General features: G+C 71.4%; 17 protein-coding genes. 11 read left to right on the top strand and 6 right to left on the bottom strand.

Annotation, left to right across the window (positions count from 1 at the left end; translation table 11 throughout):
- Positions 1–27: 27 nt before the first annotated feature.
- From IE278_RS04800 to IE278_RS04790, 3 genes are all read right to left on the bottom strand, one after another.
- The gene (locus IE278_RS04800; protein ID WP_189769160.1) at positions 28–1,587 is read right to left on the bottom strand and encodes an alpha/beta hydrolase; all 1,560 of its coding nucleotides are present in this window, start codon (positions 1,585–1,587) and stop codon (positions 28–30) included.
- Between the two features lie 128 nt (positions 1,588–1,715).
- Positions 1,716–3,266, bottom strand: a complete 1,551-nt coding sequence (locus IE278_RS04795; RefSeq protein ID WP_189769159.1) for an alpha/beta hydrolase — start codon at positions 3,264–3,266, stop codon at positions 1,716–1,718.
- A gap of 138 nt (positions 3,267–3,404) precedes the next feature.
- Complete coding sequence (locus IE278_RS04790; protein WP_373311900.1) at positions 3,405–6,152, bottom strand: lysylphosphatidylglycerol synthase transmembrane domain-containing protein; 2,748 nt, start codon at positions 6,150–6,152, stop codon at positions 3,405–3,407.
- A gap of 284 nt (positions 6,153–6,436) precedes the next feature.
- Here IE278_RS04790 and IE278_RS04785 point away from each other — a divergent pair, with 284 nt between their 5' ends.
- From IE278_RS04785 to nudC, 5 genes are all read left to right on the top strand, one after another.
- Complete coding sequence (locus tag IE278_RS04785) at positions 6,437–6,841, top strand: MGMT family protein (protein ID WP_281403106.1); 405 nt, start codon at positions 6,437–6,439, stop codon at positions 6,839–6,841.
- A 266-nt stretch (positions 6,842–7,107) separates the two neighbouring features.
- A complete protein-coding gene (locus IE278_RS04780; protein WP_189769153.1) occupies positions 7,108–10,635 on the top strand; it encodes an ATP-dependent helicase in 3,528 nt (1,175 codons plus the stop codon).
- 197 nt (positions 10,636–10,832) lie between these two features.
- On the top strand, positions 10,833–14,420 hold the full coding sequence (locus tag IE278_RS04775) for an ATP-dependent helicase (RefSeq protein ID WP_189769151.1): 3,588 nt from the start codon (positions 10,833–10,835) through the stop codon (positions 14,418–14,420).
- A gap of 10 nt (positions 14,421–14,430) precedes the next feature.
- Positions 14,431–15,834, top strand: coding sequence for a dipeptidase (locus tag IE278_RS04770; protein WP_189769149.1), 1,404 nt, complete (start codon positions 14,431–14,433; stop codon positions 15,832–15,834).
- A 94-nt stretch (positions 15,835–15,928) separates the two neighbouring features.
- The gene (gene nudC, locus IE278_RS04765; protein ID WP_189769147.1) at positions 15,929–16,876 is read left to right on the top strand and encodes an NAD(+) diphosphatase; all 948 of its coding nucleotides are present in this window, start codon (positions 15,929–15,931) and stop codon (positions 16,874–16,876) included.
- Positions 16,877–16,907: 31 nt separating this feature from the next.
- On the opposite strand, the gene IE278_RS04760 is transcribed toward nudC, so the two are convergent.
- The gene (locus tag IE278_RS04760; RefSeq protein ID WP_107020145.1) at positions 16,908–17,150 is read right to left on the bottom strand and encodes a mycoredoxin; all 243 of its coding nucleotides are present in this window, start codon (positions 17,148–17,150) and stop codon (positions 16,908–16,910) included.
- A 175-nt stretch (positions 17,151–17,325) separates the two neighbouring features.
- Here IE278_RS04760 and IE278_RS04755 point away from each other — a divergent pair, with 175 nt between their 5' ends.
- From IE278_RS04755 to IE278_RS04740, 4 genes are all read left to right on the top strand, one after another.
- A complete protein-coding gene (locus tag IE278_RS04755) occupies positions 17,326–19,560 on the top strand; it encodes an ATP-dependent DNA helicase UvrD2 (RefSeq protein ID WP_189769145.1) in 2,235 nt (744 codons plus the stop codon).
- A gap of 162 nt (positions 19,561–19,722) precedes the next feature.
- The gene (locus tag IE278_RS04750; RefSeq protein ID WP_189769143.1) at positions 19,723–20,037 is read left to right on the top strand and encodes a hypothetical protein; all 315 of its coding nucleotides are present in this window, start codon (positions 19,723–19,725) and stop codon (positions 20,035–20,037) included.
- A gap of 175 nt (positions 20,038–20,212) precedes the next feature.
- Entirely contained in the window at positions 20,213–20,581 is a 369-nt protein-coding gene (locus IE278_RS04745; protein ID WP_107020143.1) for a WhiB family transcriptional regulator, read from the top strand.
- On the top strand, positions 20,578–20,901 hold the full coding sequence (locus tag IE278_RS04740; protein ID WP_189769140.1) for a putative WhiB-interacting protein: 324 nt from the start codon (positions 20,578–20,580) through the stop codon (positions 20,899–20,901). The genes IE278_RS04745 and IE278_RS04740 overlap by 4 nt, the downstream gene beginning before the upstream one ends.
- Positions 20,902–21,025: 124 nt before the next feature.
- On the opposite strand, the gene IE278_RS04735 is transcribed toward IE278_RS04740, so the two are convergent.
- Together IE278_RS04735 and IE278_RS04730 are read right to left on the bottom strand one after the other, a co-directional pair.
- A complete protein-coding gene (locus IE278_RS04735; protein ID WP_189769138.1) occupies positions 21,026–22,429 on the bottom strand; it encodes an ABC1 kinase family protein in 1,404 nt (467 codons plus the stop codon).
- Entirely contained in the window at positions 22,422–23,615 is a 1,194-nt protein-coding gene (locus IE278_RS04730) for a TOMM precursor leader peptide-binding protein (RefSeq protein ID WP_189769136.1), read from the bottom strand. The genes IE278_RS04735 and IE278_RS04730 overlap by 8 nt, the downstream gene beginning before the upstream one ends.
- 224 nt (positions 23,616–23,839) lie before the next feature.
- On the opposite strand from IE278_RS04730, the gene IE278_RS04725 reads away from it, so the two are divergent.
- Complete coding sequence (locus IE278_RS04725) at positions 23,840–24,436, top strand: M48 metallopeptidase family protein (protein WP_189769134.1); 597 nt, start codon at positions 23,840–23,842, stop codon at positions 24,434–24,436.
- A gap of 150 nt (positions 24,437–24,586) precedes the next feature.
- Positions 24,587–25,175: TerD family protein (locus tag IE278_RS04720; protein ID WP_189769132.1), on the top strand; the 589-nt coding region annotated here is incomplete at its 3' end.

Raw genomic sequence — 25,175 nt, 5'->3', positions numbered from 1 at the left:
TTCCCGTCCCCCGGACGGTCGGGGCCGCTACGAACCGCAGACCTTGCCGTCGTCCGGTACCGATCCGTCCAGCAGGTAGTCGTCGACCGTGCTGTCGACGCAGTCGCTCCCGCTCCCGTACGCCCCGTGTCCCTCGCCCTTCCAGGTGAGCTGCACACCGACGCCCTTGCCCAGCTCGTCCGCCATCTTGCGCGCACCCTCGTACGGCGTCGCCGGGTCGCCGGTGTTGCCCACCACCAGGACGGGGTCCGCGCCGGGCGCGCTCACCTCCGGATTCTCGTACTGCCCGGCCACCGGCCAGTCGTGGCACCACCCGGCCGTGTCCCAGCCCATCGAGTCCCCGAACACGGGCGAGATCTTCCGGAACTCGGGGAGCCGCTTCTTCGCCTCCTCGGGCGTCGGCCGCTCCTTGTCGTCCAAGCACGATATGACCCGTTGGGAATGCGTGGTCGTGCCGTAGCGGCCCGAGGCGTCACGGTCGTTGTAGCTGTCGGCCTGCGCGAGCAGTTCCGTACCGTCGCCGTCCTCGGCCGCTTCGAGCGCACTGGTGAGGGCCGGCCAGGACGACTTGCTGTAGAGCGGGTAGACGATGCCGGTGAGGGCGAGCTGCTGTGTCAGATCGCGGCCGCTCGTGGTCGGCAGCGGTGCGGAGTCGATCCGCTTGAGCAGGGCCGCGATCTTCTGGGAGCCCTGCTCGGGGTCCTGGCCCTCGGATTCGAGATAGTCCTCCAGAGCGCGCTGGAAACCCCTGGCCTGGTTCTCCGCGTGGCCCACCGTGCCGGCGCTCGGGTCGACGACCGCGTCCAGGACCAGCCGTCCCACCTTCTTGGGGAACAAGTGGGCGTACACACCGCCCAGTTCGGTGCCGTACGAGATGCCGAAGTAGTGCATCTTCCGGTCGCCGAGGACATGCCGCATCAGGTCCATGTCCCGGGCCGTGTCGGTCGTCGAGACATGTCCCAGGAGCTTGCCCGCGGACTCCTCGCAGCCCTTGCCGAAGTCCGCGGCGTCCTTGAGGAACGCGGTCTCCTCGGTGGAGGTGTCCGGTGTGGTGTCGACCGCCTCGGCCGCCTGGACCTCCTTGTCGCTGCGACAGCGCACGCCCTCACTGGCGGCGACACCGCGCGGGTCCCAACTGACCAGGTCGTACCGCTCGTGGAGCTTCGCGAACGTCGGCCCGTACGGCGGCAGATAGTCGACGCCCGAGCCGCCGGGCCCGCCGAAGTTGAACAGCAGTGAGCCGATGCGGTCGTCGGAGGATCCGCTCGACTCGCTGCGGATCAGCGCCAGTCCGATGGTCTCGCCCGCCGGCTTCGCCCAGTCCAGCGGCACCTTGAGCGTCGTACACCGCCAGTCCCCGCCCGGCGCGGGGCCGGTCTCGGTGGCCTTGCACCTGCCCCAGTCGAGCTTCTGCGAGGTGAGTGAGGCGGGCAGCCCCGGCATGGCGTCGGAGGAGGACGCCGCGCCCGGCGTCCTGCCCGCGTCGTCGTTCTTGTCGTTCCCTCCGTCGTCCCCGGACGAGCCGCTGCAGCCGGCCACCAGCAACGCGGCGGCGGCCAGTGCCGTCCATCGTGCGATACGCGCCATGAACTTCCCCCCTCGCATCGTCGTCCGCCGGATGTCGCGGATGACAGTCAGGCCATATTAGGCAGATCCCCGCAAGCACCGCGGAGCCCTGTGGATAACCCTCTGACCTGCCATTTTGTGAGTCTTCCTCAGGAGCAGACCGTGCCGGCCGCCGGGACCCTGCCGTTCAGCAGATAGCCGTTCACCGCGTCGCGCACGCACTTGCTGCCACTGTCGTACGCTCCGTGCCCCTGACCCTTGTACGTCAGCTCGACACCGACCCCCTTGCCCAGCGCATCCACCATCTTCCGGGCGCCCTCGTACGGGGTCGCCGGGTCGCCGGTGTTCCCGACCACGAGGATCGGGGCCGCACCGGGCGCGCTCACATCGGGGTGGTCGGCGTCGCCCGCCACCGCCCAGTCGGTGCAGCCGACCATGCCCCACGCCAGGTAGTCGCCGAAGACGGAGGACGCCTCGCGGAACTCGGGGAGCTTCGCCCGCACGTCGGCGGCGGTGTAACGCGGTTTGTCGTCCGCGCAGTTGATCGAGACGTTGGCGGCGCTGATGTTGCTGTACTCGCCGTCCTGGTTGCGCCCGTTCATCGAGTCGGACAGCAGCATCAGGACCTTGCCGTCACCGTCGTACGCCTGCTGGAGCCCTTCGGTGAGGTACTCCCAGAACTCCTTGGAGTACAGGGACTGCGCGATGCCGCTCGTGGCGGCGGTCTGGGTGAGCTGACGCGGGAAGATGCCCGGGATCGGTTTGTCGTCCAGGTCCGCCAGCAGCTTGGCGATCCGGTCCTTCACGTCCTGCGCGCTGTCGCCGAGCGGGCACTCCTCCGCCTTCGAGGCGCAGTCCTCGGCGAAGTTGTCCAGCGCCAACTGGAAGCCCTTTGCCTGCCCGAGGGACCCCTGTTCGGAGTTCTGCGTCGGGTCCACGACCGCGTCGAAGACGGCCCGCCCGACCTTCTCGGGGAACAGGTGCGCGTACACGCCGCCCAGTTCGGTGCCGTACGAGATGCCGAAGTAGTGCAGTTCGTCGTCGCCGAGGACCTGGCGCATCAGGTCCATGTCGCGGGCCGCGTCGGTGGTGCGTACGTGGGGGAGGAGCTTCCCGGAGTTCTTCTCGCAGGCCTTGTTGAACTCCTTCGTGCCGTCCAGGAGGGTCCGTTGCTCGGCGTCGTCGTCCGGGGTGCCGTCCTGCTGGAAGTACTCGTCGAGCTGTTCGTTGTCCTCGCACTTCACACCGGCGCTGCGGCCGACCCCGCGCGGGTCGAAACTGACCAGGTCGTAACGGGCGCGCAGCTCGTCGTAGTCCTTCCCGAAGGCGGGGAGTGTGGTGACGCCCGAGCCGCCCGGGCCGCCGAAGTTGAAGAGCAGCGAACCGATGCGCCGGTCCTCGGCGCCGCTCGCCTGCGCGCGGATCAGCGCGAGATCGATGGTGTCCCCCTTGGGCTTGTCCCAGTCCAGGGGTGCCTTCAGAGTCGCGCACTTCCAGGTGTCGCCGTCCGGCAGGGGCGACGGAGCGTCCCCGCCGCCCTCGGACTCGGAAGGTTCCGGGCAGTCCTTCCAGCTGAGCTTCTGCGCCGACAGGTCCTCGTCCGTGGAGCCGCCGTCGTCGCCGCATCCGGCGAGGGCCGCCAGCAGCAGGAGGGCGGTGGCGGTCAGGGCGGCGGCACGCGGCGGGGAGGGGTTCGGCATAGACCCATCCTGAGGTTGCTCAGGACGGGCCGCTCGGGGCGCGGGCCGTGCGGGTGAGGGCGTCGCCTCCGCCCCCCCACGGATCGTCGACGGCCGTCCGGCGGCCCAGCGGACCGCCGGACGGGTCCTGGAGCCGGTCTAGAGCGCGCCCTTGCGTGTCAGGTGGTTGAAGAACAGCCATCCCGGCAGCACGGGCAGCCACAGCGTGAGAAGGCGGTACAGGAGCACGGCGGGCGCTGCGACCTCCTTGGGGAGTCCGACGGCGATCAGACCGACCGTCAGGGTGGCCTCGACCGCGCCCACCCCGCCCGGGGTGGGCGCCGCGGAGCCGAGCGCGTTTCCGGCGAGGAAGACGACGGCCACACTGGCGATGCTGATCGCAGGCATGTCCTCGCTGCCGAACGCCCGGATCGACGCGTCGAGGCACATCACGAAGCAGGCCGTCAGCAGGAGCATGCCGCCGATGCCGGTGATCAGCTTCTGCGGCCGTTGGAGGACGTCCAGCATGCGCGGGATGACACCCGCGAAGAGCGACCGCACGCGCGTGACGACGAATTTCCGCAGGAACGGCACCGAGGTCACGACGAGGACGAGGACCGCGACGGTCAGCAGACCCGCGATGACCGTCCGGGACGGCGACAAGGAGGGCGTCTTCTCGGTACCGGTCAGATAGCCGAACGACAGCAGCATCAGGATGTGACAGCCGAGCCCGAACAGCTGCGACGCGCCGACGCTCGCCACCGCGAGCCCCGGCCGTACCCCCGCGCGCTGCAGGAACCGTGTGTTGAGCGCGACTCCGCCCACCGCCGCGGGCGCCACGATCTTCACGAAGGACCCGGCGACCTGCGCGGCCACGGCCCGCATGAACGGCACCCGCTCGGGCACGAAGCCCAGCAGACTCATGGCCGCGGCGAAGTAGCTCAGCATCGAGAAGAGCGCCGCCGCGGCGACCCAGCCCCACTGGGCGCTGTCGAAGAGCGTGCCGAACTCGATGTGCGTGAGCTGCGTCAGCAGGAAGTACGCGCCGAACGCGCCCGCGATGAAGCTGATCAGCGTGCGCGGACGGATGCGCTCGAGACGGGCCGGCTCGACCGGTGCCTGCGGTCTGATCAGCAGCACCTGGTGCCGGATCTGGGTGAGCAGATCCTCCTCGCGCGCCTCGTCCAGCGCCTCGTCGATCGCCCGCTTCTCGGCCCGCTGCTCCGCACGTACGGTTTTCTTGTCGGGCTTCTCCAGGACGGGCCTGGTCTCCGAAGGCGTGGCCTCGTGCTCCTCGGCGCGGGCCAGTTTGGCCTGCCGGGAGGCCTCCAGGACCGCCTCGCGCTCGCGCTCCGACCGCTCCCGGGCCAGTTTGCGCAAGGTCGCGCGGTGGGAGCGGGTGAGCGCGATGGGCTGCAGCATGGGCAGGCAGTCGGCGACCGCGTCCGGGCCGAGCACGCCGACGGCCGAGGCCACCGCGCGTTCCGCGCCGACGCGCAGACCGAGTGTGGTCACCAGCTGGGCGACGTCCATGCGCAGCAGCAGCTCACCGGCCGCGATCTCGCCGTTGCGCAGGTCCGTGAGGATGACCGTGCCGGAACGATCCACCAGAATCGCGTCACCGGCCAGTCTGCGGTGCGCGATGCGCCGCGACTGCAGCGCCTGCACCTGGTGCCAGGTCTCGCGCAGCAGATCGTCGGTGATGTCCTCGTCCGGCAGCGCGTCGAGGGTGCGCCCGCCGATGTGCTCGTAGACCAGCATCACGGCGTCCGGACCCAGCTCGGAGGTCGCGATCAGCTTCGGCGCGTTGGCCCCGGCCGCGATGGCCGCGTACGCGAGGAGCGCCTCCTGTTCCAGGGCCTGACGCAGCGACTGGAGGCTGCGGCGCGTGGTGATCCCGCGCAGGGTCAGACGGCGCCACACGCGATAGAAGAAGCCCTGTGCCTGCTGTTCCCGGTCCACCACCGTGACGTCGAGTGGGGCGCCGTCCTGGAGCGTCACGAAGTACCGGCGGCCACGGTCGCCGTCCGCCGCCTCCGGGGTCTCGTCCCGCGCCGCGCTCACCGGGTGGAAGCCGACGTGCCGCAGACCGGCCATCAGGGTCCGGCCCGTGGGCCGTACGTTCGGCGAGCCGACCGCGTACAGCGTCCCGTAGGCCACGCTCCAGCCGATCAGCACCGTGAGGATGATCGAGAAGGGGGTCGTGTAGCCGGTGACCAGCATGGAGAAGGCGTCGAGCATCAGCACGACCCACAGGACCGCACGCCAGCGCGGCCGTCGCGACATCCCGACGGCCGTCATGTAGGCGATGACGGGCGCGAGGTAACCGTGCACCGGGTCGGTCAGCGCGTGGATGTCGCCGGGCGAGGGCTGGGTGAGCGCCTTCTGGATGGAGTCCGGGGCGGCCTGGGCGACCCACAGATCAGTGGCGAGCGTCACACCGTGGGCGAGGACCGCGGCCAGTACACCGTCGGCGATCCGCAGCCCGTCCCTCTTGATCAGCCGCTCGATGGCGAAGGCGACCGGCACCAGGAGGATCGCGATGCTCGACGCGAGCCCGGCGATCTTGATCAGCAGGTCGGGCGCCTCGTCGGTGCCCTTGTTGATGTCCTGCGCCAGCCCCGACGTCGTGCCGTGCGCGAACGCGGCGATCGACAGCAGCACGGCGATCGCGAGAACGCCCACCAGCAGGCGCATCAGATCGGAGGGACGGTGCACGCGCGCGGGGAGCAGCGGTTCGTCGCCCTCGACCGCTTCGGCCGGGGCATCGTCGCAGGCCGCGCCGTCGGTCTCCTCGGCTTCGCTCTCCTTGCGCATGTCCTTCTTCTGGGACGTGTCCGGCCTCCCGGACGTCACGCCTGTCTCGGACGCACCGTCCGTCTCTGACGTCACGGACGCCTCTGTCATCTCCGGAAGGCTCTCGTCCGTATCGTCGCCGGAATGCGGGCGCGACGAAACCTCAGAGGTGCCCTCCGCGTCTTCGGGGTGCACACCCTGCTGTTTCATCGTCTCTTCTTGGTCTCGTATCACCAGTAACCGCCCGCACGATGGTGGCATGCCCCGCCGACACAGGGGGGCATCAGGGTGCAATGCGGGGGCGCACAGTCTGCCCGAAGCGCTGTTCCGGGGCGAGGGATACGCACAGTCGCCGCCGCGTCACGTTGTCGGAGGCGTGGTGCAGGATGGACCGGATGAGCGAGCAGAGCCTCCCGGCGGACGCCTTGCCGGAGTACGCGGAGCGAGTCCTCGACGTCGCCGACCAGATTCCGCCCGGGCGCGTCATGACGTACGGAGATGTGGCGGAATGGCTGGAGGAGGGCGGTCCGCGACAGGTCGGACGTGTGATGGCCCTCTACGGAGGACCCGTTCCGTGGTGGCGGGTCGTCCGGGCGGACGGGGCGCTGCTCCCGGGCCACGAACTGGAGGCGCTGGACCACTACCGGGCCGAGGGCACGCCCCTCAGGGAGGCGAGCAGGGCCTCCGGAACCCACCTTCCGCGCATCGACATGAAACAGGCCAGGTGGGACGGCGGTGAACGCACGGAGGGTCACACCCGACAGGTTCCGGCACGGCACCGCCAGGAGAGGGACGGGTGACCCGTACGGGGGAACGCGGGCACGCCCGGGACATGCCGTACGTTCGTGATGCGGGGGACACCGGTGCCGGGAGGGAACACGAGGAAGCGCCGCTTCCACGACACCCACCGGCGTAGCGTCGACGGCACGCGTCCCGTTCATCCCGCGGCCACCGCCCGCCTCGCGCCACCGATCTCCCACCCGTCGCCCGAGCACGATCCCTCACCGACGGCGTTCCGCGCCGACAGTGACAATCCCCAGCACACCCACCAGGACCGGCGAACCACGTGAGCTCCTCTTTCTCCACCAGGCGCCTGTCGTACCCCCAGGGTCGACAGGGGACCCGTGGCGCTTACCGGCTGGTGCGTACCCCGCCGGTACGGGTGGCTCCCCCTCTGCTGGACGCAGCCCAGCGGGCGGTGGTTGACCACGAGACGGGCCCGCTGCTCGTTCTCGCAGGTCCGGGGACCGGCAAGACGACCACGCTCGTCGAGTCCGTGGCGGCCCGGATCGCCCGCGGCGCGGACCCCGAGCGCATCCTGGTACTGACGTTCAGCCGCAAGGCCGCCGTGGAACTGCGTGACCGCATGGCGCTGCGCATAGGAGCGGCCCGCGCGCCCCAGGCGACGACCTTCCACTCCTTCTGCTACGCCCTGGTCCGGGCCCACCAGGACACCGACCTGTTCGTGGAACCGATGCGGCTGCTCTCCGGTCCCGAACAGGACGTGGCGGTACGGGAACTGCTCGCGGGCCAGCCCGGCCTGGAGCGGCTCGGCCTCGCCCATGTGCGCTGGCCGGACGAACTGCGCGCGTGCCTGACGACGCGCGGCTTCGCCGACGAGGTCCGCGCGGTCCTCGCCCGCAGTCGTGAGCTGGGCCTCGGCCCCGACGCCCTCCAGACCTTCGCCAGGCGCATCGGCCGGCCCGACTGGCTGGCCGCCTCCGCCTTCCTCGCCGAGTACCTCGACGTGCTCGACATGCAGGGCGTGCTCGACTACGCGGAACTGGTGCACCGCGCGGTGCTGCTCGCCCGGCGACCGGGCGTGGCGGAGCGGCTCGCCGAGCGGTACGACGCGGTCTTCGTCGACGAGTACCAGGACACCGACCCGGCACAGCTGCGGCTCCTGGACGCGCTCGCGGGCGGCGGCCGCACCCTGGTGGCCTTCGGCGACCCCGACCAGTCGATCTACGCGTTCCGGGGCGCCGACGTGAACGGCATCCTGGAGTTCCCGGACGTCTTCCCGCGCGTGGACGGCACACCGGCGCCGGTCGAGGTCCTGAGGACGTCCCGCAGGTCGGGCGCGGACCTGCTGGCGGCCACCCGGCGGCTGACCCGGCGCATGCCCCTGACCCGCCTCCCGGCGGAGAAGGTACGCGCCCACCGTGAGCTGGCCCCCGTACGGGACGGCGGCCAGGTGGAGGTCTACACGTACCCGACCGCCGGTACGGAGCTGGACAACATCGCGGACATCCTGCGCCGGGCCCACCTGGAGGACGGCGTTCCGTGGAAGGACATGGCCGTCCTGGTGCGCGCCGGCTCCCGCACCATCCCGACGATCCGCCGCACGCTCACCGCGGCCGGGGTGCCCCTCGACATCGACGGCGACGACCTGCCCCTGCGGCACGAACCGGCGGTGACGCCCCTGCTGACGGCGCTCAAGGCAGTGGCCGTGGCGGAACTGGGGGAGACCCCTTCCCCCGAGATCCCTCCCGCGACCCTTTCCGCCGGGATCCCTGCCGAGACCACTCCCGCCGAGACGGTTTACTCCGGAGAGGCGACTTCGGAAGGGTCCCTCTCCGGGGAGCCCGCTTCGGTCGAGGCGACTTCGGAGGGACCCGATTCGCAGGAGGGAGCCGACTCGCAGGACGGGTCCGGCCAGGAGGCGGGAGCCGGCGAGGAGGAGCGGTCCGGCCAGGAGGAGCAGGCCGTCCCGGAGAGGCCGTGGCTCGACGTCGAGACCGCGCTCACCCTCCTCGCGTCACCCCTGGCCGGTATGGACGCCGCCGACCTGCGCCGGCTGGGCCGTGCCCTGCGCGAGGAGGAGCGCGCCGCGGGCAACCACGTGCCGCCGCCCTCCGACGAGTTGCTGGCGCGGGCCCTGGCCGAGCCGGAGCGGCTGGTCGCCCACGACCCGTCGTACGCGCGCGGGGCCCAGCGCCTGGGCGCCCTCCTGCGCAAGGCACGCGAGCGCCTGGCGGGGGGCGGCACGGCCGAGGAGGCGCTCTGGGAGCTGTGGGACGGCACACCCTGGCCCCAGCGCCTGGAGCGGGCCGCCCGGCGCGGCGGCGCGGCCGGCCGCAACGCGGACCGCGACCTCGACGCCGTGTGCGCGCTGTTCGCCACCGCGGCCCGCGCCGAGGAACGCACCGGCGGCCGGGGCGCCCTCAACTTCCTGGAGGAGGTCGACGCCCAGGACATCGCCGCCGACACGCTCACCCGAAGGGCCGTGCGCCCCGACGCCGTACGTCTGATGACCGCGCACCGCTCCAAGGGCCTGGAGTGGCGCCTGGTCGTCGTCGCGGGCGTCCAGGAGGGTCTGTGGCCCGACCTGCGCCGTCGCGGTTCCCTTCTGGAGGCCGACCGCATCGGACGTGACGGTCTCGCCGAGCCGCTCACCCCCGGAGCGCTCCTCTCCGAAGAGCGCCGTCTGTTCTACGTGGCCGCCACACGCGCGCGGGAACGGCTCGTCGTCACCGCCGTGAAGGCGCCCGCGGACGACGGCGACCAGCCTTCCCGTTTCCTCACCGAACTCGGCACGGAGCCCAAGGACATAACGGGCCGCCCCCGCCGCCCCCTGTCCGTCGCCGCGCTCGTCGCGGAACTGCGGGCCACCACGGTCGACCCCCGCGTCTCGGCCACCCTCAGGGAGGCGGCCGCCCGTCGCCTGGGCAGACTCGCCGCGCTCGGCGACGAGGACGGCCGCCCCCTGGTGCCGTCCGCGCACCCCTACCGCTGGTGGGGCATGTACGAACCCACCGAGAGCAAGGTGCCGCTGCGCGACCGCGACCACCCCGTCGTGCTCTCCGGCAGCGCCCTCGACCAGCTCGCCAACACCTGCGCCCTGCAGTGGTTCCTGGGCCGCGAGGTGAAGGCCGACGCCCCCGCGACCGCCGCCCAGGGCTTCGGCAACGTGGTGCACGTCCTGGCGGACGAGGTCGCCTCCGGCCGCACGCCCGCCGACCTGGCCGTCCTCATGGAACGCCTCGACTCCGTGTGGGAGGCGCTCGCCTTCGACGCGCCCTGGAAGTCGGCCCAGGAGAAGGAGCACGCGCGCGTGGCGCTCGAACGCTTCCTGAAGTGGCACGTCATGGACCGCGGCGAACGCACTCCCGTGGCCAGCGAGCACGACTTCGACGTCACCCTCGAAGCGGGCTCCTACGAAGTCCGTATCCGCGGCTCCATGGACCGCGTCGAGCGGGACGCCGAGGGCCGCGCCTACGTGGTCGACTTCAAGACCGGCAAGCAGGCACCGAGCGCAGCCGACGTGGCCCACCACCCGCAGCTCGCCGTCTACCAGCTCGCGGTCAACGAGGGCGCCGTGGACGAGGCCTTCGACGGCGCACGCCCCGAGCCCGGCGGCGCCGAACTCGTCCAGCTCCGCCAGGGAGCCCCGAAGAAGGACGGCGGCGAGACCCTGCCCAAGGTGCAGGCCCAGGAGCCGCTGGAGGGGGAGTGGGTCGGCGACCTCCTCGCCACCGCCGCGGGCAAGGTCCTCGACGAACGGTTCACGCCGACGACCGGCCAGCACTGCACACACTGCGCGTTCCGGGCCTCGTGCAGCGCCCGCCCCGAGGGACGGCACGTCGTCGAGTGATGGGGCCCGGCCCCGGGCAGCCGTCCGCAGGCCCCGCCGGATACACGGCGATACTGGACAAATGGTGTCCGCCGCGTATGAAGTGATGCGAAGTCATGCGAAGTGACATACGGCACCACGTGTGCTGACCTGCGCATCCTTCGACCCTGCCGCCGAATCGGCACCGACTGTCAGTGGGCGCGACTAGCCTCTCTGACGTGCCAGCCCGTATCTCCGATCCCGAGCAGCTCAAGGAGCTCCTCGGTATCCCGTTCACCCCGGAGCAGACGGCCTGCATCACCGCCCCGCCCGCCCCGCAGGTGATCGTGGCCGGAGCCGGCTCCGGCAAGACCACGGTGATGGCCGCGCGTGTGGTGTGGCTGGTCGGCACCGGACAGGTGGCCCCCGAGCAGGTCCTCGGCCTGACGTTCACCAACAAGGCGGCGGGCGAGCTCGCCGAGCGCGTACGGAAGGCGCTGATCAAGGCCGGGGTCACCGACCCGGACGTGATCGACCCGGACAACCCGCCGGGTGAACCGGTGATCTCCACCTACCACGCCTTCGCCGGCCGTCTCTTGACCGATCACGGGCTGCGCATCGGACTCGAACCCACCGCGCGCCTCCTCGCCGACGCCACGCGCTACCAGCTCGCGGCCCGCGTCCTGCGCGAGGCACCGGGCCCTTATCCCGCGCTGACCCGCTCCTTCCCCGACCTGGTCAGCGATCTCCTCACCCTCGACTCCGAGCTCGCCGAACACCTCGTACGCCCCGAGGAACTGCGCGCCTACGACGCCCGGTTGCTGCACGACCTGGAGGGCGCCAAACTCACCAACGCCGACCTGCGCAAGGTCCCGGAGACGGCCGCCGCCCGGCGTGAACTGACCGAGCTGGTGGACCGCTACAGGAAGGCCAAGCGCGAGCGCGACCTCCTCGACTTCGGCGACCAGATCGCCCTCTCGGCGACCCTCGCCCGCACCCGCGCCGAGGTCGGCGGCATCCTGCGGGACGAGTTCCGGGTGGTCCTCCTCGACGAGTACCAGGACACGTCCGTGGCCCAGCGCATCCTCCTGGCCGGTCTGTTCGGCGGCGGCACGGGTCACCCGGTGACCGCCGTGGGAGACCCCTGCCAGGCCATCTACGGCTGGCGCGGCGCCTCCGTGGCCAACCTCGACGACTTCCCCGAGCACTTCGCGCACGCCGACGGCCGCCCGGCGACCCGCCAGTCGCTCAGCGAGAACCGTCGCAGCGGCGGCCGCCTCCTCGACCTCGCCAACGGCCTCGCGGAACCCCTGCGCGCCATGCACGCGGGCGTGGAGGCGCTTCGCCCCGCCCCCGGCGCCGAGCGTGACGGCATGGTGCGCTGCGCCCTGCTGCGTACGCACGCCGAGGAGATGGACTGGCTCGCCGACTCCGTCGCCCATCTCGTACGCACCGGCAAGGCCCCCGGCGAGATCGCCGTCCTGTGCCGCACCGCGACCGACTTCGCCCAGATCCAGGGCGCGCTCGTCGCCCGGGACGTCCCGGTGGAGGTCGTCGGGCTCTCCGGGCTGCTGCACCTGCCCGAGGTGGCCGACCTGGTGGCCGTCTGCGAGGTCCTCCAGGACCCCGGCGCCAACGCCTCACTGGTCCGTCTGCTGACCGGACCGCGCTGGCGTATCGGCCCCCGCGACCTCGCCCTCCTGGGCCGCCGGGCCCGCCTGCTCGTGTCCCACACGCGCGTCGGCGCCGACGACGACCCCGACCTGCGGCTCGCCGCAGCCGTCGAAGGCGTCGACCCGGCCGAGGTGATCTCCCTCGCTGACGCGCTGGACACCTTCCTGGAGACACCCCTCGGCGGTGAGGGGGACGACGACGGGCTGCCGTTCTCGGCCGACGCCCGCGTACGGTTCGCGCGGCTCGCCACCGAACTGCGCGATCTGCGCCGCTCGCTCTCCGACCCGCTCATGGACGTCCTGCACCGGGTCCTCGCCACCACGGGTCTTGAGGTGGAGCTCTCCGCGTCCCCGCACGCCCTGGCCGCCCGCCGCCGCGAGACCCTGTCCAACTTCCTGGACGTCGCCGCCTCCTTCGCCGCGAACGAGGGCGAGGCGAGCCTGCTGGCCTTCCTCGGCTTCCTGCGCACCGCGGCCCAGTACGAGAAGGGCCTCGACAACGCGCTGCCCGGCGGGGAGAACACCGTCAAGGTGCTCACCGCGCACAAGTCCAAGGGCCTGGAATGGGACGTCGTCGTGGTCCCGGGACTCGTCACCGGCACGTTCCCCAGCGGGCAGGGCCGGGAGAAATGGACCGCCCAGGGCAAGGTCCTGCCGCACGAACTGCGCGGCGACGCCGACACACTGCCCGACATCGACGCCTGGGACTCCCGCAGCATGAAGGCCTTCCACGAGGCCATGAAGGAGCACCAGCACACCGAGGAACTGCGCCTCGGCTACGTCACCTTCACCCGCCCCCGCTCCCTGCTGCTCGGCTCAGGCCACTGGTGGGGCCCCTCCCAGAAGAAGCCCCGCGGCCCCTCCGACTTCCTGCACGCCCTGTACGAGCACTGCGCGGCCGGGCACGGCGAGATCGAGGCATGGGAGGACGAACCGGAGGAGGACGAGGAGAACCCCGCGCTGCTGGCGGCCGGCGGCGACCACGCCTGGCCGCTCCCGCTGGACGACCTGGCGACGGCCCGCCGGCGCGAGGCCGCACGGACGGTGCTGGCCCACCTGGAGTCCGGCCACTCCCACGAGACGGCCCACCCCTCGGCGCCCGACGACCCGGGCCCCTACGAGGACCCGGGTTCCTACGACGATCCGGGCCCCTACGACGATCCGGACTGGCCGCCGCCGGAGGAGGACGAGCCTCCTTACGAAGAGGCCGATTTCGCGGACGCAGACTTGGACGGCTGGGACTCGTGGACACCGAACCGTCCGGCGACTCCCCATCACCCGGCGACGTCCGACCGTCCGCCGGCCCCCGACCGTCCCACGGCCCCCGACCGTCCGACGGTCCCGCACCCCAGTCCCGCCCCGGACGCCCGTCCGCACCCCGACGAGAGCACGCGCCTCACCCCCGAGGAAGCCCGCACCATCGCCTCCTGGGACCGCGACCTGGATGCCCTCACCGGGGAACTCCTGCGTGCCCGCGAGAGCGTCACGGACGTCCCCCTGCCGGCCTCCCTGACCGCCTCCCAGCTGCTGCGTCTGGCCGCGGACCCGGAAGGGTTCGCCCAGGAACTGGCCCGCCCCATGCCGCGCCCGCCCCAGCCCGCCGCCCGCCGGGGCACCCGCTTCCACGCCTGGGTCGAAGCCCGCTTCGAAGAGCTGCGGCTCCCGATGCTGGAGCCGGAGGACCTGCCCGGCAGCGAGGCCGAGATCGCCGACGAACGCGACCTGGAAGCCCTCAAGAACGCCTTCGAACGCACCCCCTACGCGCACCGCACGCCCTACCGGGTCGAGGCCCCCTTCCAGCTCGCCATCGCCGGCCGCGTCGTACGGGGCCGGATCGACGCGGTCTACAAAGAAGAGGGCGACGAGCACGGAGACGGGCGAGCGACGCCGACGTACGAGATCGTCGACTGGAAGACCAGCCGCACCCGCACCGCCGATCCGCTCCAGCTCGCCGTCTACCGGCTGGCCTGGGCCGAGCAGCACGGCATCCCCCTGGAATCCGTACGAGCTGCCTTCCTGTACGTGCGCAGCGGCGAGATCGTGCGCCCCGAGAACCTGCCGGACCGGGCCGCGCTGGAGCGCCTCCTCCTGGAAGAACCACCCGAAGGGGTTCCCGACGAACCGCCGGACCAGCACGCACGCGTGGACGGATAGGCTCGTGACCATGAGCAAGACTCCGGACAGCGCCGTCCGCGCGTACACCGAGCAGCACCGCGCAGCCTTCCTCGACGACCTCGCCGAATGGCTGCGCATCCCGTCCGTCTCGGCCCAGCCCGAGCACGCCGCGGACGTACGGCGCAGCGCCGACTGGCTCGCCGCGAAACTGCGGGAGACGGGCTTCCCGACCTGCGAGGTCTGGGCGACCCCCGGCGCACCCGCTGTCTTCGCCGAATGGCCCTCCGACGACCCGCAGGCACCCACGGTGCTCGTCTACGGCCACCACGACGTACAGCCCGCCGCCCGCGAGGACGGCTGGGACACCGACCCCTTCGAGCCCGTCATTCGCGGTAACCGCCTCTACGCGCGCGGGGCCGCCGACGACAAGGGGCAGGTGTTCTTCCACACACTCGGCGTCCGAGCCCACCTCGCCGCCACGGGCCGCACCACTCCCGCGGTCCACCTCAAGCTGCTGATCGAGGGCGAGGAGGAGTCCGGCTCCCCGCACTTCCGCGACCTCGTCGAAGCCCGCAAGGACCGGCTGAGCGCCGACGCCGTGATCGTCTCCGACACCGGTATGTGGTCCGAGGACACCCCCACGGTCTGCACCGGCATGCGCGGCCTCGCCGAGTGCGAGATCCAACTGTACGGGCCCGACCAGGACATCCACTCCGGCTCCTTCGGCGGCGCCGTGCCCAATCCGGCCACCGCCGTCGCCCGCCTCGTGGCCGCCCTGCACGACGAGCACGCGCGCGTGGCGATCCCCGGCTTCTACGAAGGCATCACCGAACTCACCGACCGTGAGCGGGAACTCTTCGCCGAGCTGCCCTTCGACGAGGAGCGCTGGCTGCGCACCGCCCGGTCCGCGGCCACCCACGGAGAGAGCGGCCACACCACCCTGGAGCGTGTCTGGGCCCGCCCGACCGCCGAGGTCAACGGCATCGGCGGCGGCTACCAGGGCCCCGGCAACAAGACGATCGTCCCGTCCTCGGCGATGGTCAAACTCTCCTTCCGGCTCGTCGCCGGACAGGACCCCGACCACATCGAGAAGGCCGTGCGCACCTGGGCCGCCGAGCAGCTGCCCGCCGGAATCCGCCACGAGATCACCTTCGGCGCCGCCACGCGCCCGTGCCTGACACCGCTCGACCACCCCGCCCTGCAGTCCGTCGTACGCGCCATGGGCCGGGTCTTCGAGAAGGAGATCCGCTTCACCCGCGAAGGCGGCTCAGGGCCCGCCGCGGACCTCCAGGACGTCCTCGCCGCCCCGGTGCTGTTCCTCGGCATCTCGGTCCCGTCCGACGGCTGGCACGCCCCGAACGAGAAGGTCGAACTGGACCTCCTCCTCAAAGGCGTCGAGACCTCCGCCCACCTGTGGGGCGATCTGGCCCAGAACTGGCGAGATGCACATTGAAGAAGCGCCGCCGCACACGTCCTGCCGTACATCCGGACATCCGGCTGAACAGCCTGCCGAACCAACCGTTTCACCGGGGGAGTTGGAAGCACCCGTGACCACCTGGACCGACCACACCGCCGACCGTCCCATCTCGCTCACCGCGCCGAGCGGCATCGACCGGGCCGCCCACCACCGGCTCGACGAGGCCTGGCTCGCCGCGGCGTGGAGCCACCCCACCACCCGCGCCTTCGTGGTCTCCGGCGGTCAGGTCCTCATCGACGAGGCGCCCGACGGCACCACCGAACTCGTCATGACGCCGTCCTTCGAAGCGCCGCTCACCGAGGCGCACCGCTACTTCCTCGGTACCGACGACGACGGCGTGAGCTACTTCGCCCTCCAGAAGGACACCCTGCCCGGCCGCATGGACCAGTCCGCGCGGGCGGCGGGTCTGCGCGAGGCCGGTCTGCTCCTGTCGCCCCGCGACGCGGGCCTCATGGTGCACGCGGTCGCCCTGGAGAACTGGCAGCGCCTGCACCGCTTCTGCTCGCGCTGCGGTGAGCGCACGGTGATCGCCGCGGCCGGTCACATCCGCCGCTGCCCCGCCTGCGGCGCCGAGCACTACCCCCGTACCGACCCGGCCGTGATCATGGCCGTGACGGACAACGAGGACCGCATCCTGCTCGGCCGGCAGGTGCACTGGCCCGAGGGCCGCTTCTCCACCCTCGCGGGCTTCGTCGAGCCCGGCGAGTCCATCGAGCAGTCGGTGCGCCGCGAGGTGTTCGAGGAGGCCGGCATCACCGTCGGCGAGGTCGAGTACATCGCCAGCCAGCCCTGGCCGTTCCCCTCCAGCCTCATGCTGGGCTTCATGGCCCGCGCGACCTCGGCGGAGATCAACGTCGACGGCGAGGAGATCGAGGAAGCGCGCTGGTTCTCCCGTGAAGACCTGCGGGCCGCCTTCGAGTCCGGGGAGGTCCTGCCTCCGTACGGCATCTCGATTGCGGCCCGTCTGATCGAGCTCTGGTACGGCAAGCCCCTGCCGACGCGCGGAACGGCCACCTGAGGCGACCGCCGCCCGGGACCGGCGACAGGTCCTAGGCGCCGATCTTCTGCTTCACCTGAGCCAGCGAAGGGTTCGTCAGCGTCGAACCGTCCGGGAAGAGGACGGTGGGAACTGTCTGGTTTCCGCCGTTCGCCTTCTCCACGAACGCCGCGGACGCCGGGTCGTGCTCGATGTTGATCTCGTCGTACGTGATGCCCTCACGGTCCATCTGGCTCTTCAGCCGGCGGCAGTAGCCGCACCACGTGGTGCTGTACATCGTCACAGTGCCCGGCATGTCTCTCGTGCTCCTTCGCTGCAGGGAGGTGCGTGTTCGCAGTGAGGGGAACGTACGCGACCGGGCTGCCATTCCCGTGCGCGGTCCGGCACCGCCTGCCGTATTAGTACGACTGCAAGCGGCTCCCTGTGGACAACCGGCGCATCCGTCCCGGCCGACCTGGCAGCATGGCGGGGTGACAGCAGCATCGCATTCCACCCTTTTCCCGCAGGGCACCCACGGCTCTCAGTACTCGGCACCGCCGAGCGGGGCCGACGCGGTGCTCGAAGGGCTCGACCCCGAGCAGCGCGAGGTCGCCACGGCCCTGCACGGCCCGGTCTGCGTGCTCGCGGGGGCCGGCACGGGCAAGACCCGTGCCATCACCCACCGCATCGCCTACGGAGTGCGGGCAGGGATCCTCCAGCCCTCCAGCGTGCTCGCCGTCACCTTCACCGCACGGGCCGCGGGCGAGATGCGCGGCCGTCTGCGCCAGCTCGGCGCCTCCGGGGTCCAGGCCCGCACCTTCCACTCCGCCGCCCTGCGCCAGCTCCAGTACTTCTGGCCGAAAGCGGTCGGTGGCAGCCTGCCCCGCATCATCGACCGCAAGATCCAGCTCGTCGCCGACGCCGCGGCCGCCTCCCGGATCCGTCTCGACCGCGGCGAACTGCGTGACGTCACCGCCGAGATCGAATGGTCCAAGGTCACCCAGACCATCCCCGCCGACTACGCCGCGGCGGCCGTGAAGGCCGGACGCGAGGCCCCCCGCGACCGCGCCGAGATCGCCCAGCTCTATGCCGCGTACGAGGACGTCAAGCGCGGCCGAGGTGTCATCGACTTCGAGGACGTCCTGCTGCTGACCGTCGGCATCCTTCAGGACCAGCACCACATCGCGGAAGCGGTCCGCGCCCAGTACCAGCACTTCGTGGTCGACGAGTACCAGGACGTCAGCCCTCTTCAGCAACGTCTCCTGGAACTGTGGCTCGGCGAGCGCGACAGCCTCTGCGTCGTCGGCGACGCCAGCCAGACCATCTACTCGTTCACCGGCGCGACCCCCGACCACCTCCTCGACTTCCGCACCCGCCACCCCGGCGCCACCGTCGTCAAACTCGTCCGCGACTACCGCTCGACCCCCCAGGTGGTCCACCTCGCCAACGGCCTGCTCGCCCAGGCCCGCGGCCGTGCCGCCGACCACCGGCTGGAGCTGATCTCCCAGCGGGCCGCGGGCCCCGAGCCCGGCTACGCGGAGTACGCCGACGAGCCCGCCGAGGCCGAGGGAGCCGCCCGCCGCATCCGCGACCTCATGGCCTCGGGCACCCCCGCGAGCGAGATCGCGATCCTCTTCCGTACGAACTCGCAGTCCGAGATCTACGAGCAGGCCCTCGCCGATGTCGCCGTGCCCTACCAGCTGCGCGGAGCCGAGCGCTTCTTCGAACGCCCCGAGGTCAAGCGGGCCGTCCACGCCCTGCGCGGCGCGGCCCGCTTCGGAGGCAACGACTCACTCCTCGACGACGCCCCCGACCTGCCCTCGCAGGTACGAGCCGTCCTGTCCGGGGACGGCTGGACCGATCAGCCACCGGCGGGATCCGGCGCCGTCAGAGAGCGCTGGGAATCCCTCGCTGCCCTCGCCAACCTCGCCCAGGACTTCGCCGCCGCCAAGGCCGACGCCACCCTCGGCGACCTCGTGGCCGAACTCGAGGAGCGCGCCGGCGCGCAGCACGCCCCGACCGTCCAGGGCGTCACCCTCGCCTCCCTCCACTCCGCGAAGGGCCTGGAGTGGGACGTCGTCTTCCTGGTCGGTGTCGCCGAGGGCATGATGCCGATCTCCTACGCCAAGACCGACGAACAGATCGAGGAGGAGCGCCGCCTCCTCTACGTCGGTGTCACCCGCGCCAGACAGCACCTCAGCGTCTCCTGGTCGCAGTCCCGCTCACCCGGCGGCCGCCCCAACCGGCGGCCCAGCCGGTTCCTCGACGGCCTGCGACCCGGCTCCGTCACCACTGCCGGCCGCAGAGGCGCGACCGGCCCCGGCGGGCCCGGCGGCATCGAGCGCGGGGCCGCGGGCGGCGCCCTCGGCGACGCACCCCGGCGGACCACCCGTACCCCCGCCCGCTGCCGGGTCTGCGGTCGCACGCTCAACGACGCCGGCGAGATGAAGCTGATGCGCTGCGAGGACTGCCCCTCCGACATGGACGAAGGGCTCTACGAACGGCTGCGCGACTGGCGAGCGGTCCAGGCGCAGGGGAGCGGGCAGCCGGATTTCTGCGTCTTCACGGACAAGACGCTGATGGCCATCGCGGAAGCGGTGCCGTCCACTCCGGTTGAGCTGGCCCGCATCCCGGGCGTCCGCGCCCGCAAGCTCAACCGCTACGGAACCGACGTACTCGCCATCTGTGCAGGTCAGGAGCCTGATACCGGTGAAGACGAGGAATGATTCAAAATCGTCGAGAAAATAGTTTGCGCATGCCCCAGCAATCCCCATAAGTTCTAGAGCACGGAAACGGCGGCCTTCTCGAAGGCCCAGGTTTCGTGCTGTACTTAACAACCGACGGACCGGCTCGCCCGGTCCCAGAGACGCCGAGAGGAGGCGATTCCAGTGATCAGCATCACCACCAGCTCCGCCAGCACCGCCAAAATGACCGATCGCTCGGTCGTCTCCACCTGCCTGCTCGGCTTCTCGAACCTGGGCACCGGTCTGTCCGGCATCGCTGCCATTCGGCCGGCGTCCCCCGTGTCTCTCGCGACACTCCCTGTCCGCGAGCGCAATGAGCGACCGATGAAGGCACTGGAAGCAGTAGAGGCACAGGCGAAGGCCTATGCCTTTGAGGCGGCCGGTGCCGGAGCCAACAAGCAGACGCATCACACGATGTGGGCCTTCCGTGGGCCTGACCCCTGGAGTGATCCAGCCTGATCGACGATCAGGCCGGCGCCTTCAGGGCCGCGGAACCCCACCCGGGATCCGCGGCCCTTCTGTTTGTCCCCGACCGGGGACGGCGGAGCGAAGGGGCCTCGGGACAAGAGAAAACCCCGGTACCAGCCGCCAACCGGCCAACCCGGCCGGCACGACCAGACGAGGAAAACCAGCCGTGCAACTCGAAGCGCACGCCCCGTCCGTACCGCCTTCCGAAACGATCACCCCGCCCGGCTCCACGGAGGACTCCACCTTGACCCCGCTCACTGCGCTGACCGCGCTCGACGACGCCATCGAGAACCTCGGCGTGCCCGTCCCCTGCCGTTCGTACGACCCGGAGGTCTTCTTCGCCGAGTCGCCGGCCGATGTCGAGTACGCCAAGTCCCTCTGCCGCACCTGCCCGCTGATCGAGGCCTGCCTCGCCGGCGCCAAGGAGCGGCGTGAGCCCTGGGGCGTCTGGGGCGGCGAGCTCTTCGTCCAGGGTGTCGTTGTCGCCCGGAAGCGGCCGCGTGGCCGTCCGCGCAAGAACCCGGTTGCGGCATGAACATCACCGGAACGATCGATCGCCCCCTGACGCACGACCCCAAGAAACAGGCCCCGATGAAGCCGTCCACCGGCGAGCCCACCGGCTCCGCGATCCCAGACTTCACCGCCACCGGCGCGAACGACTCGCGTCAGAACAGGACCCGAGAGATGCAACTCATCCCAGAAGCCCTCGCGCGTGCGCATATGCACGAGCGAATCCAGGAGGCGGAGAGGGAACGCCGGGCCATGCGCCTGGTGGTCGCCCGCCGTATGCAGCGCCGGGCCGAGCGCGCGTCGCTGCGTGCCCGCCGCGCCCTGGCCATGGCGGTCATGCAGTAAGGCCCACTGGCCGAGGCAACACGAACAACCGCTGATCGCGGGGGTCGGTCCGAACGGACCGGCCCCCGCGGTGCGTCGTGCCACCCGCCGCGTCGCGTCGCCCCCGCGAACGCGCGGGAAGACCTCACGCCCCGGCGGCCGAGTCCTCCTCCTCGCCCAGCTCCAGCTCCGGTTCCGGCTCCGCGTCCGGCAGGAAGCCGGGAAGCCATTCCTCGAGCTCCTGCCGCAGCCGGACCGTCGCTCCCAGCTGGCACAGCACACCGATGGTGCTCAGAGTCACCCGGTGGATCAGCAGATACGCCGGGGGCAGATTGAGCTGCTTGCCCAACTGGTGTGCGGGGGAGCGGGGGTCGGCGACCCGGGCCGCCTGGCTCCGCATCCAGCCCCGGCTGAAGGTGAACTCGTCGACCTGGGCCGGCTCGATGATGGGGAGCAGGTAGTCGAGGACGGCGTCCGGGTCCAGTTCTATGGATTCCTTGACGAAGCCCTCCTCGCGGAGGAGGTCGTAGACGGCCTCCGCCTCGCCGTCGAGGGTCATGCGCAAAGACGCGCCGATCGTCGACGGCAGTCCGTCCGGGAGGCGGTCCACCGTGCCGAAGTCCAGGACCCCCAGCCGCCAGCCGCTCCTGTCGGCGGAGCCGTCGGAACCGTCGGCCGGCACGAGACGGAAGTTCCCCGGGTGCGGGTCGGCGTGCAGCAGGCCGGTGCGGGAGGGGCCCGAGAAGAGGAAGCGCGCGAGGAGCTGACCGGCTCGGTCCCGCTCCTCCGGTGTGCCGTCGGTTATCACCTCGGACAGCGGTGTCCCGTCGATCCACTCCGTCACCAGCACCTGCTCGCGCTGATGGACCACCGCCGGCACCAGCACATCCGGGTCGTCCGCGAACTCCTCCGCGTGTGCCTGCTGTGCCTGTGCCTCCAGGCCGTAGTCGAGCTCCTCGGACACCCGGTCGCGCAGTTCCGCGATGAGCGGCTTGATGTCCATGCCCGGAATCAGCGGTCCCAGCAGCCGGGCGAAACGGCTGAGCTGGTTCAGATCGGACAGCAGGGCCTCGCCCGCCCCGGGGTACTGGACCTTGACCGCGACCTGCCGGCCGTCGTGCCAGACCGCCCGGTGCACCTGCCCGATCGAGGCGGCCGCGGCGGGCTTGTCCTCGAACTCCAGGAACAGATCCTGCCAGTCCTCGCCGAGCCGCTCGGCCAGCACGGTGTGCACCGTGCGCGTCGGCATCGGCGGGGCCGCTTCCTGGAGCTTCGTGAGCGCCGCGCGATAAGGGCCCGCGATGTCCTCGGGGAGAGCCGATTCGAAGACGGACATGGCCTGCCCGAACTTCATGGCGCCGCCCTTGAGCTCGCCGAGCACCTTGAACAACTGCTCGGCCGTGCGCTGCTGCAGCTCGCGGCCCACGAGTTCCGCGGACTTGCCGCCGATCCGTTTGCCGAGTCCCCAGGTGGCCCGCCCGGCGAAGCCGAGCGGTAGCGCGGCGAGCTTGGCGGTCCGGGTGACCGCCTTCCGGGGAAGATCAGACATGCGCCCTCCAAGTACCGGACAGCCGTGCCGCGTGCGGCTGTTGCCCGACCATTGTCTCGTGCGGCCCTTCGTCTTCCGAGGTCTGCTCCCCCTTACCTTTCTCCCCGGGCCCGCAGGGGCATGCGGGATGCTGCCACACCGGGCGGGCGTGCCAGTCGAAACCGGGTACCGAGACCTCCCAGCGGGTTCCCGCACTCGACGGTAGCCCCCCGTCCAGGAAGGCCAGCGCGTGCCCCGCGGCCAGCCCCGCGACCGCGGCCGCCAGGGTCAGATCGCACGCCGGGACCTGGCGGGGCCGCCCGGAGCGCCACTGGGCGAGAAGGCGGGGCCAGGCCGGGTCCCGGTCGGTGCGGCCGAGGTCCAGACAGCCCGCGCAGGCGGTGTCCCCGGGCAGGACCAGCGGGCCGACGACGCCCGTCCCCTCCACGACCCCGGCGAACAGATGAGGCGTACCGGAGTCGATCAATGGCTCGAAGGCCGCCGGGTCGGGCGCGTGGACGGCGAGGCCGTCGCGGGGCGCGACGATCACCAGGGAGAGGCCCGGGTCGTCCTGCCCGGCAGCGGACCGGGCGCCTCCTCGACGGGGCGGCCGGCCGGGTGCCGCCCTGCGTACCGCGCGCCGTGCGGCCTCGTCCCTGCGTTCGCCGACGGACTCCACGGGCAACCCGCCCGGCGCCACGTCCCAGGGCTCGACGCAGCCGCCGTCCTGTACATCGACCCGGCCCACCCCCGCGCCCGCCAGCGCCGAGGCCAGGACGGCCCCGACTCTGCCCGCGCCCCGTACCTGGACGCGCAGTGTGTGGCGGGCCGCCAGCCGGCGCATGGCCTCGCCGGGCTCGGGGGCGACGAGGGAGAGCGAGGCGGCGTCGGGCCGGAGCCGGTCAAGGACGGCCGGTTTTCCGCGCAGGGCGTCGGCGGCCGGACCGCCACCCGTCGCGTCGTCCAGCAGTCCGGCCCGGGACAGCCGCTCCACCAGACCGTCCACATGGCCGTCGGGCAGGCCCATCCGACGCCCCTCGTCACGCAGCAGAGGCAGCCCGCGTGTTCCGTCGAACAAGGTCAGCAGGGAGCCCGTCGCCGTGTCCAGCGGGCCCAGCACCATCGCGTGCGCGGGCGCCACCCCGAACTGCACGGTGTTCAGATCCCGCCAGCCGCGCCGCAGCGCGGGCTTCACCATCGGATGCATGCAGCGACCCCCCCCGTACGTCCCCGTTGTCGTCCCGGTGCGCCGGCGGAGTTCGTCCTGCTCCGCCGGTCGAATGCCAGGATGCCCGCATTGCCCGGCCCGTGCCGAAAGTTGTCCACAGGCGGTGGATGTTCGTCACACAAATCAAGCGCGTGGGGTGCGGTTCGGCATCGATGCGTACCGGAGACGGGACTTCCACCATGCGTAACCGGTAACGTCGGGGCGTGCCCGCCGACCCACTGCACCGTGCCGGAAACCCACAGCGCAGCACGACGAGCCAGCCGCCAAGCGGCTCGGGGGCGAGCGCGATCGAGGTCCGCAGGAGCGCGCGCCGGCGCAGAACGGTCTCCGCGTACCGTGAGGGCGATCGCACCGTCGTGCTCATTCCCGCCCGGATGTCCGAGGCGGAGGAGCAGCGCTGGGTCACCTTCATGCTCGACAAGCTGGCCGCCCAGGAGAACAAGCGGGTGCTCGGCGACACGGAGCTGTCCGAGCGTGCCGCGCGCCTCTCGGAGCTCTACTTCGACGGCCGGGCCCGGCCCACCTCGGTGCGCTGGGTCACCAACCAGAACACGCGCTGGGGCTCGTGCACCCCTGCCGAGGGCAGTATCCGACTCTCGCACCGCCTGCAGGGCATGCCCGAGTACGTCGTCGACTACGTCCTCGTCCACGAGCTCGCGCATCTGCTCGTACCGGGCCACGGAGCCGATTTCTGGCGGCTCCTAGAGGCCTACCCGCGCACCGAGCGGGCCCGTGGCTACCTCGAAGGAGTGGTCGCCGCCGACCGGCTGCCCCACCTGCCGGCGGCACGCGGCGAGTGAGGCACGTCCGGCGGACCGGAGCCGAACCCCTGCCCGGACCACCGGAAGCAGGTTTGTGTACCGGGTCTGTACCGGCTTCCGCCACGGCCGGAATTTGCCGTTAGCCTGACGCGACGCACTTGTATTCGGGATGGGGGACGGTCGTTACGCATGGCCAGGGAATTCCAACGCGGCCACAAGGCCAGGATCAGTGACCTCACCGCGGGCACCGATCTGTACGTGGGTGTGCAGATCACCGGCCCGGGGCTGACCTTCGACATCAGCTGCTTCGGTCTGGACGCCGAGGAACGGCTTTCGGACGACCGGTACTTCATCTTCTTCAACCAGCCGAAGTCCCCCGAGGAGTCCCTTCAGCTCCTCGGCGCGCAGGCGGGCGACACGGAGTCCTTCCGCGTCACCCTCGACAAGATCCCTCCGCAGATCCAGAGACTGTCGTTCACGGCGACCATCGACGGTGTGGGACAGATGTCCCAGGTCGCGCCCGGGTACATCCGCATCGTGGCGGGCGGTGAGGAGGTGGCCCGGTACTCGTTCACCGGCGCCGAGTTCACCACCGAGCGTGCCGTGATGCTGGGTGACTTCTACCTGAAGGACGTCTGGCGGTTCGCCGCGGTCGGTCAGGGTTTCGACGGCGGACTCGATGCGCTGCTGAAGAACTTCGGCGGCGAGGTCGCCGAGGAGGAGCCGGCCGCCGCGCCCGCGCCGCAGGCCGGCGCCCCGTCGTTCGCGCCGCCGGCCC

It is taken from the genome of Streptomyces tauricus, assembly GCF_014650955.1.
GTDB classification, from domain to species: Bacteria; Actinomycetota; Actinomycetes; order Streptomycetales; family Streptomycetaceae; genus Streptomyces; species Streptomyces tauricus.
Note: the sequence above shows the minus strand (reverse complement) of the source record. Positions and strands in the feature narration are given on the sequence as shown.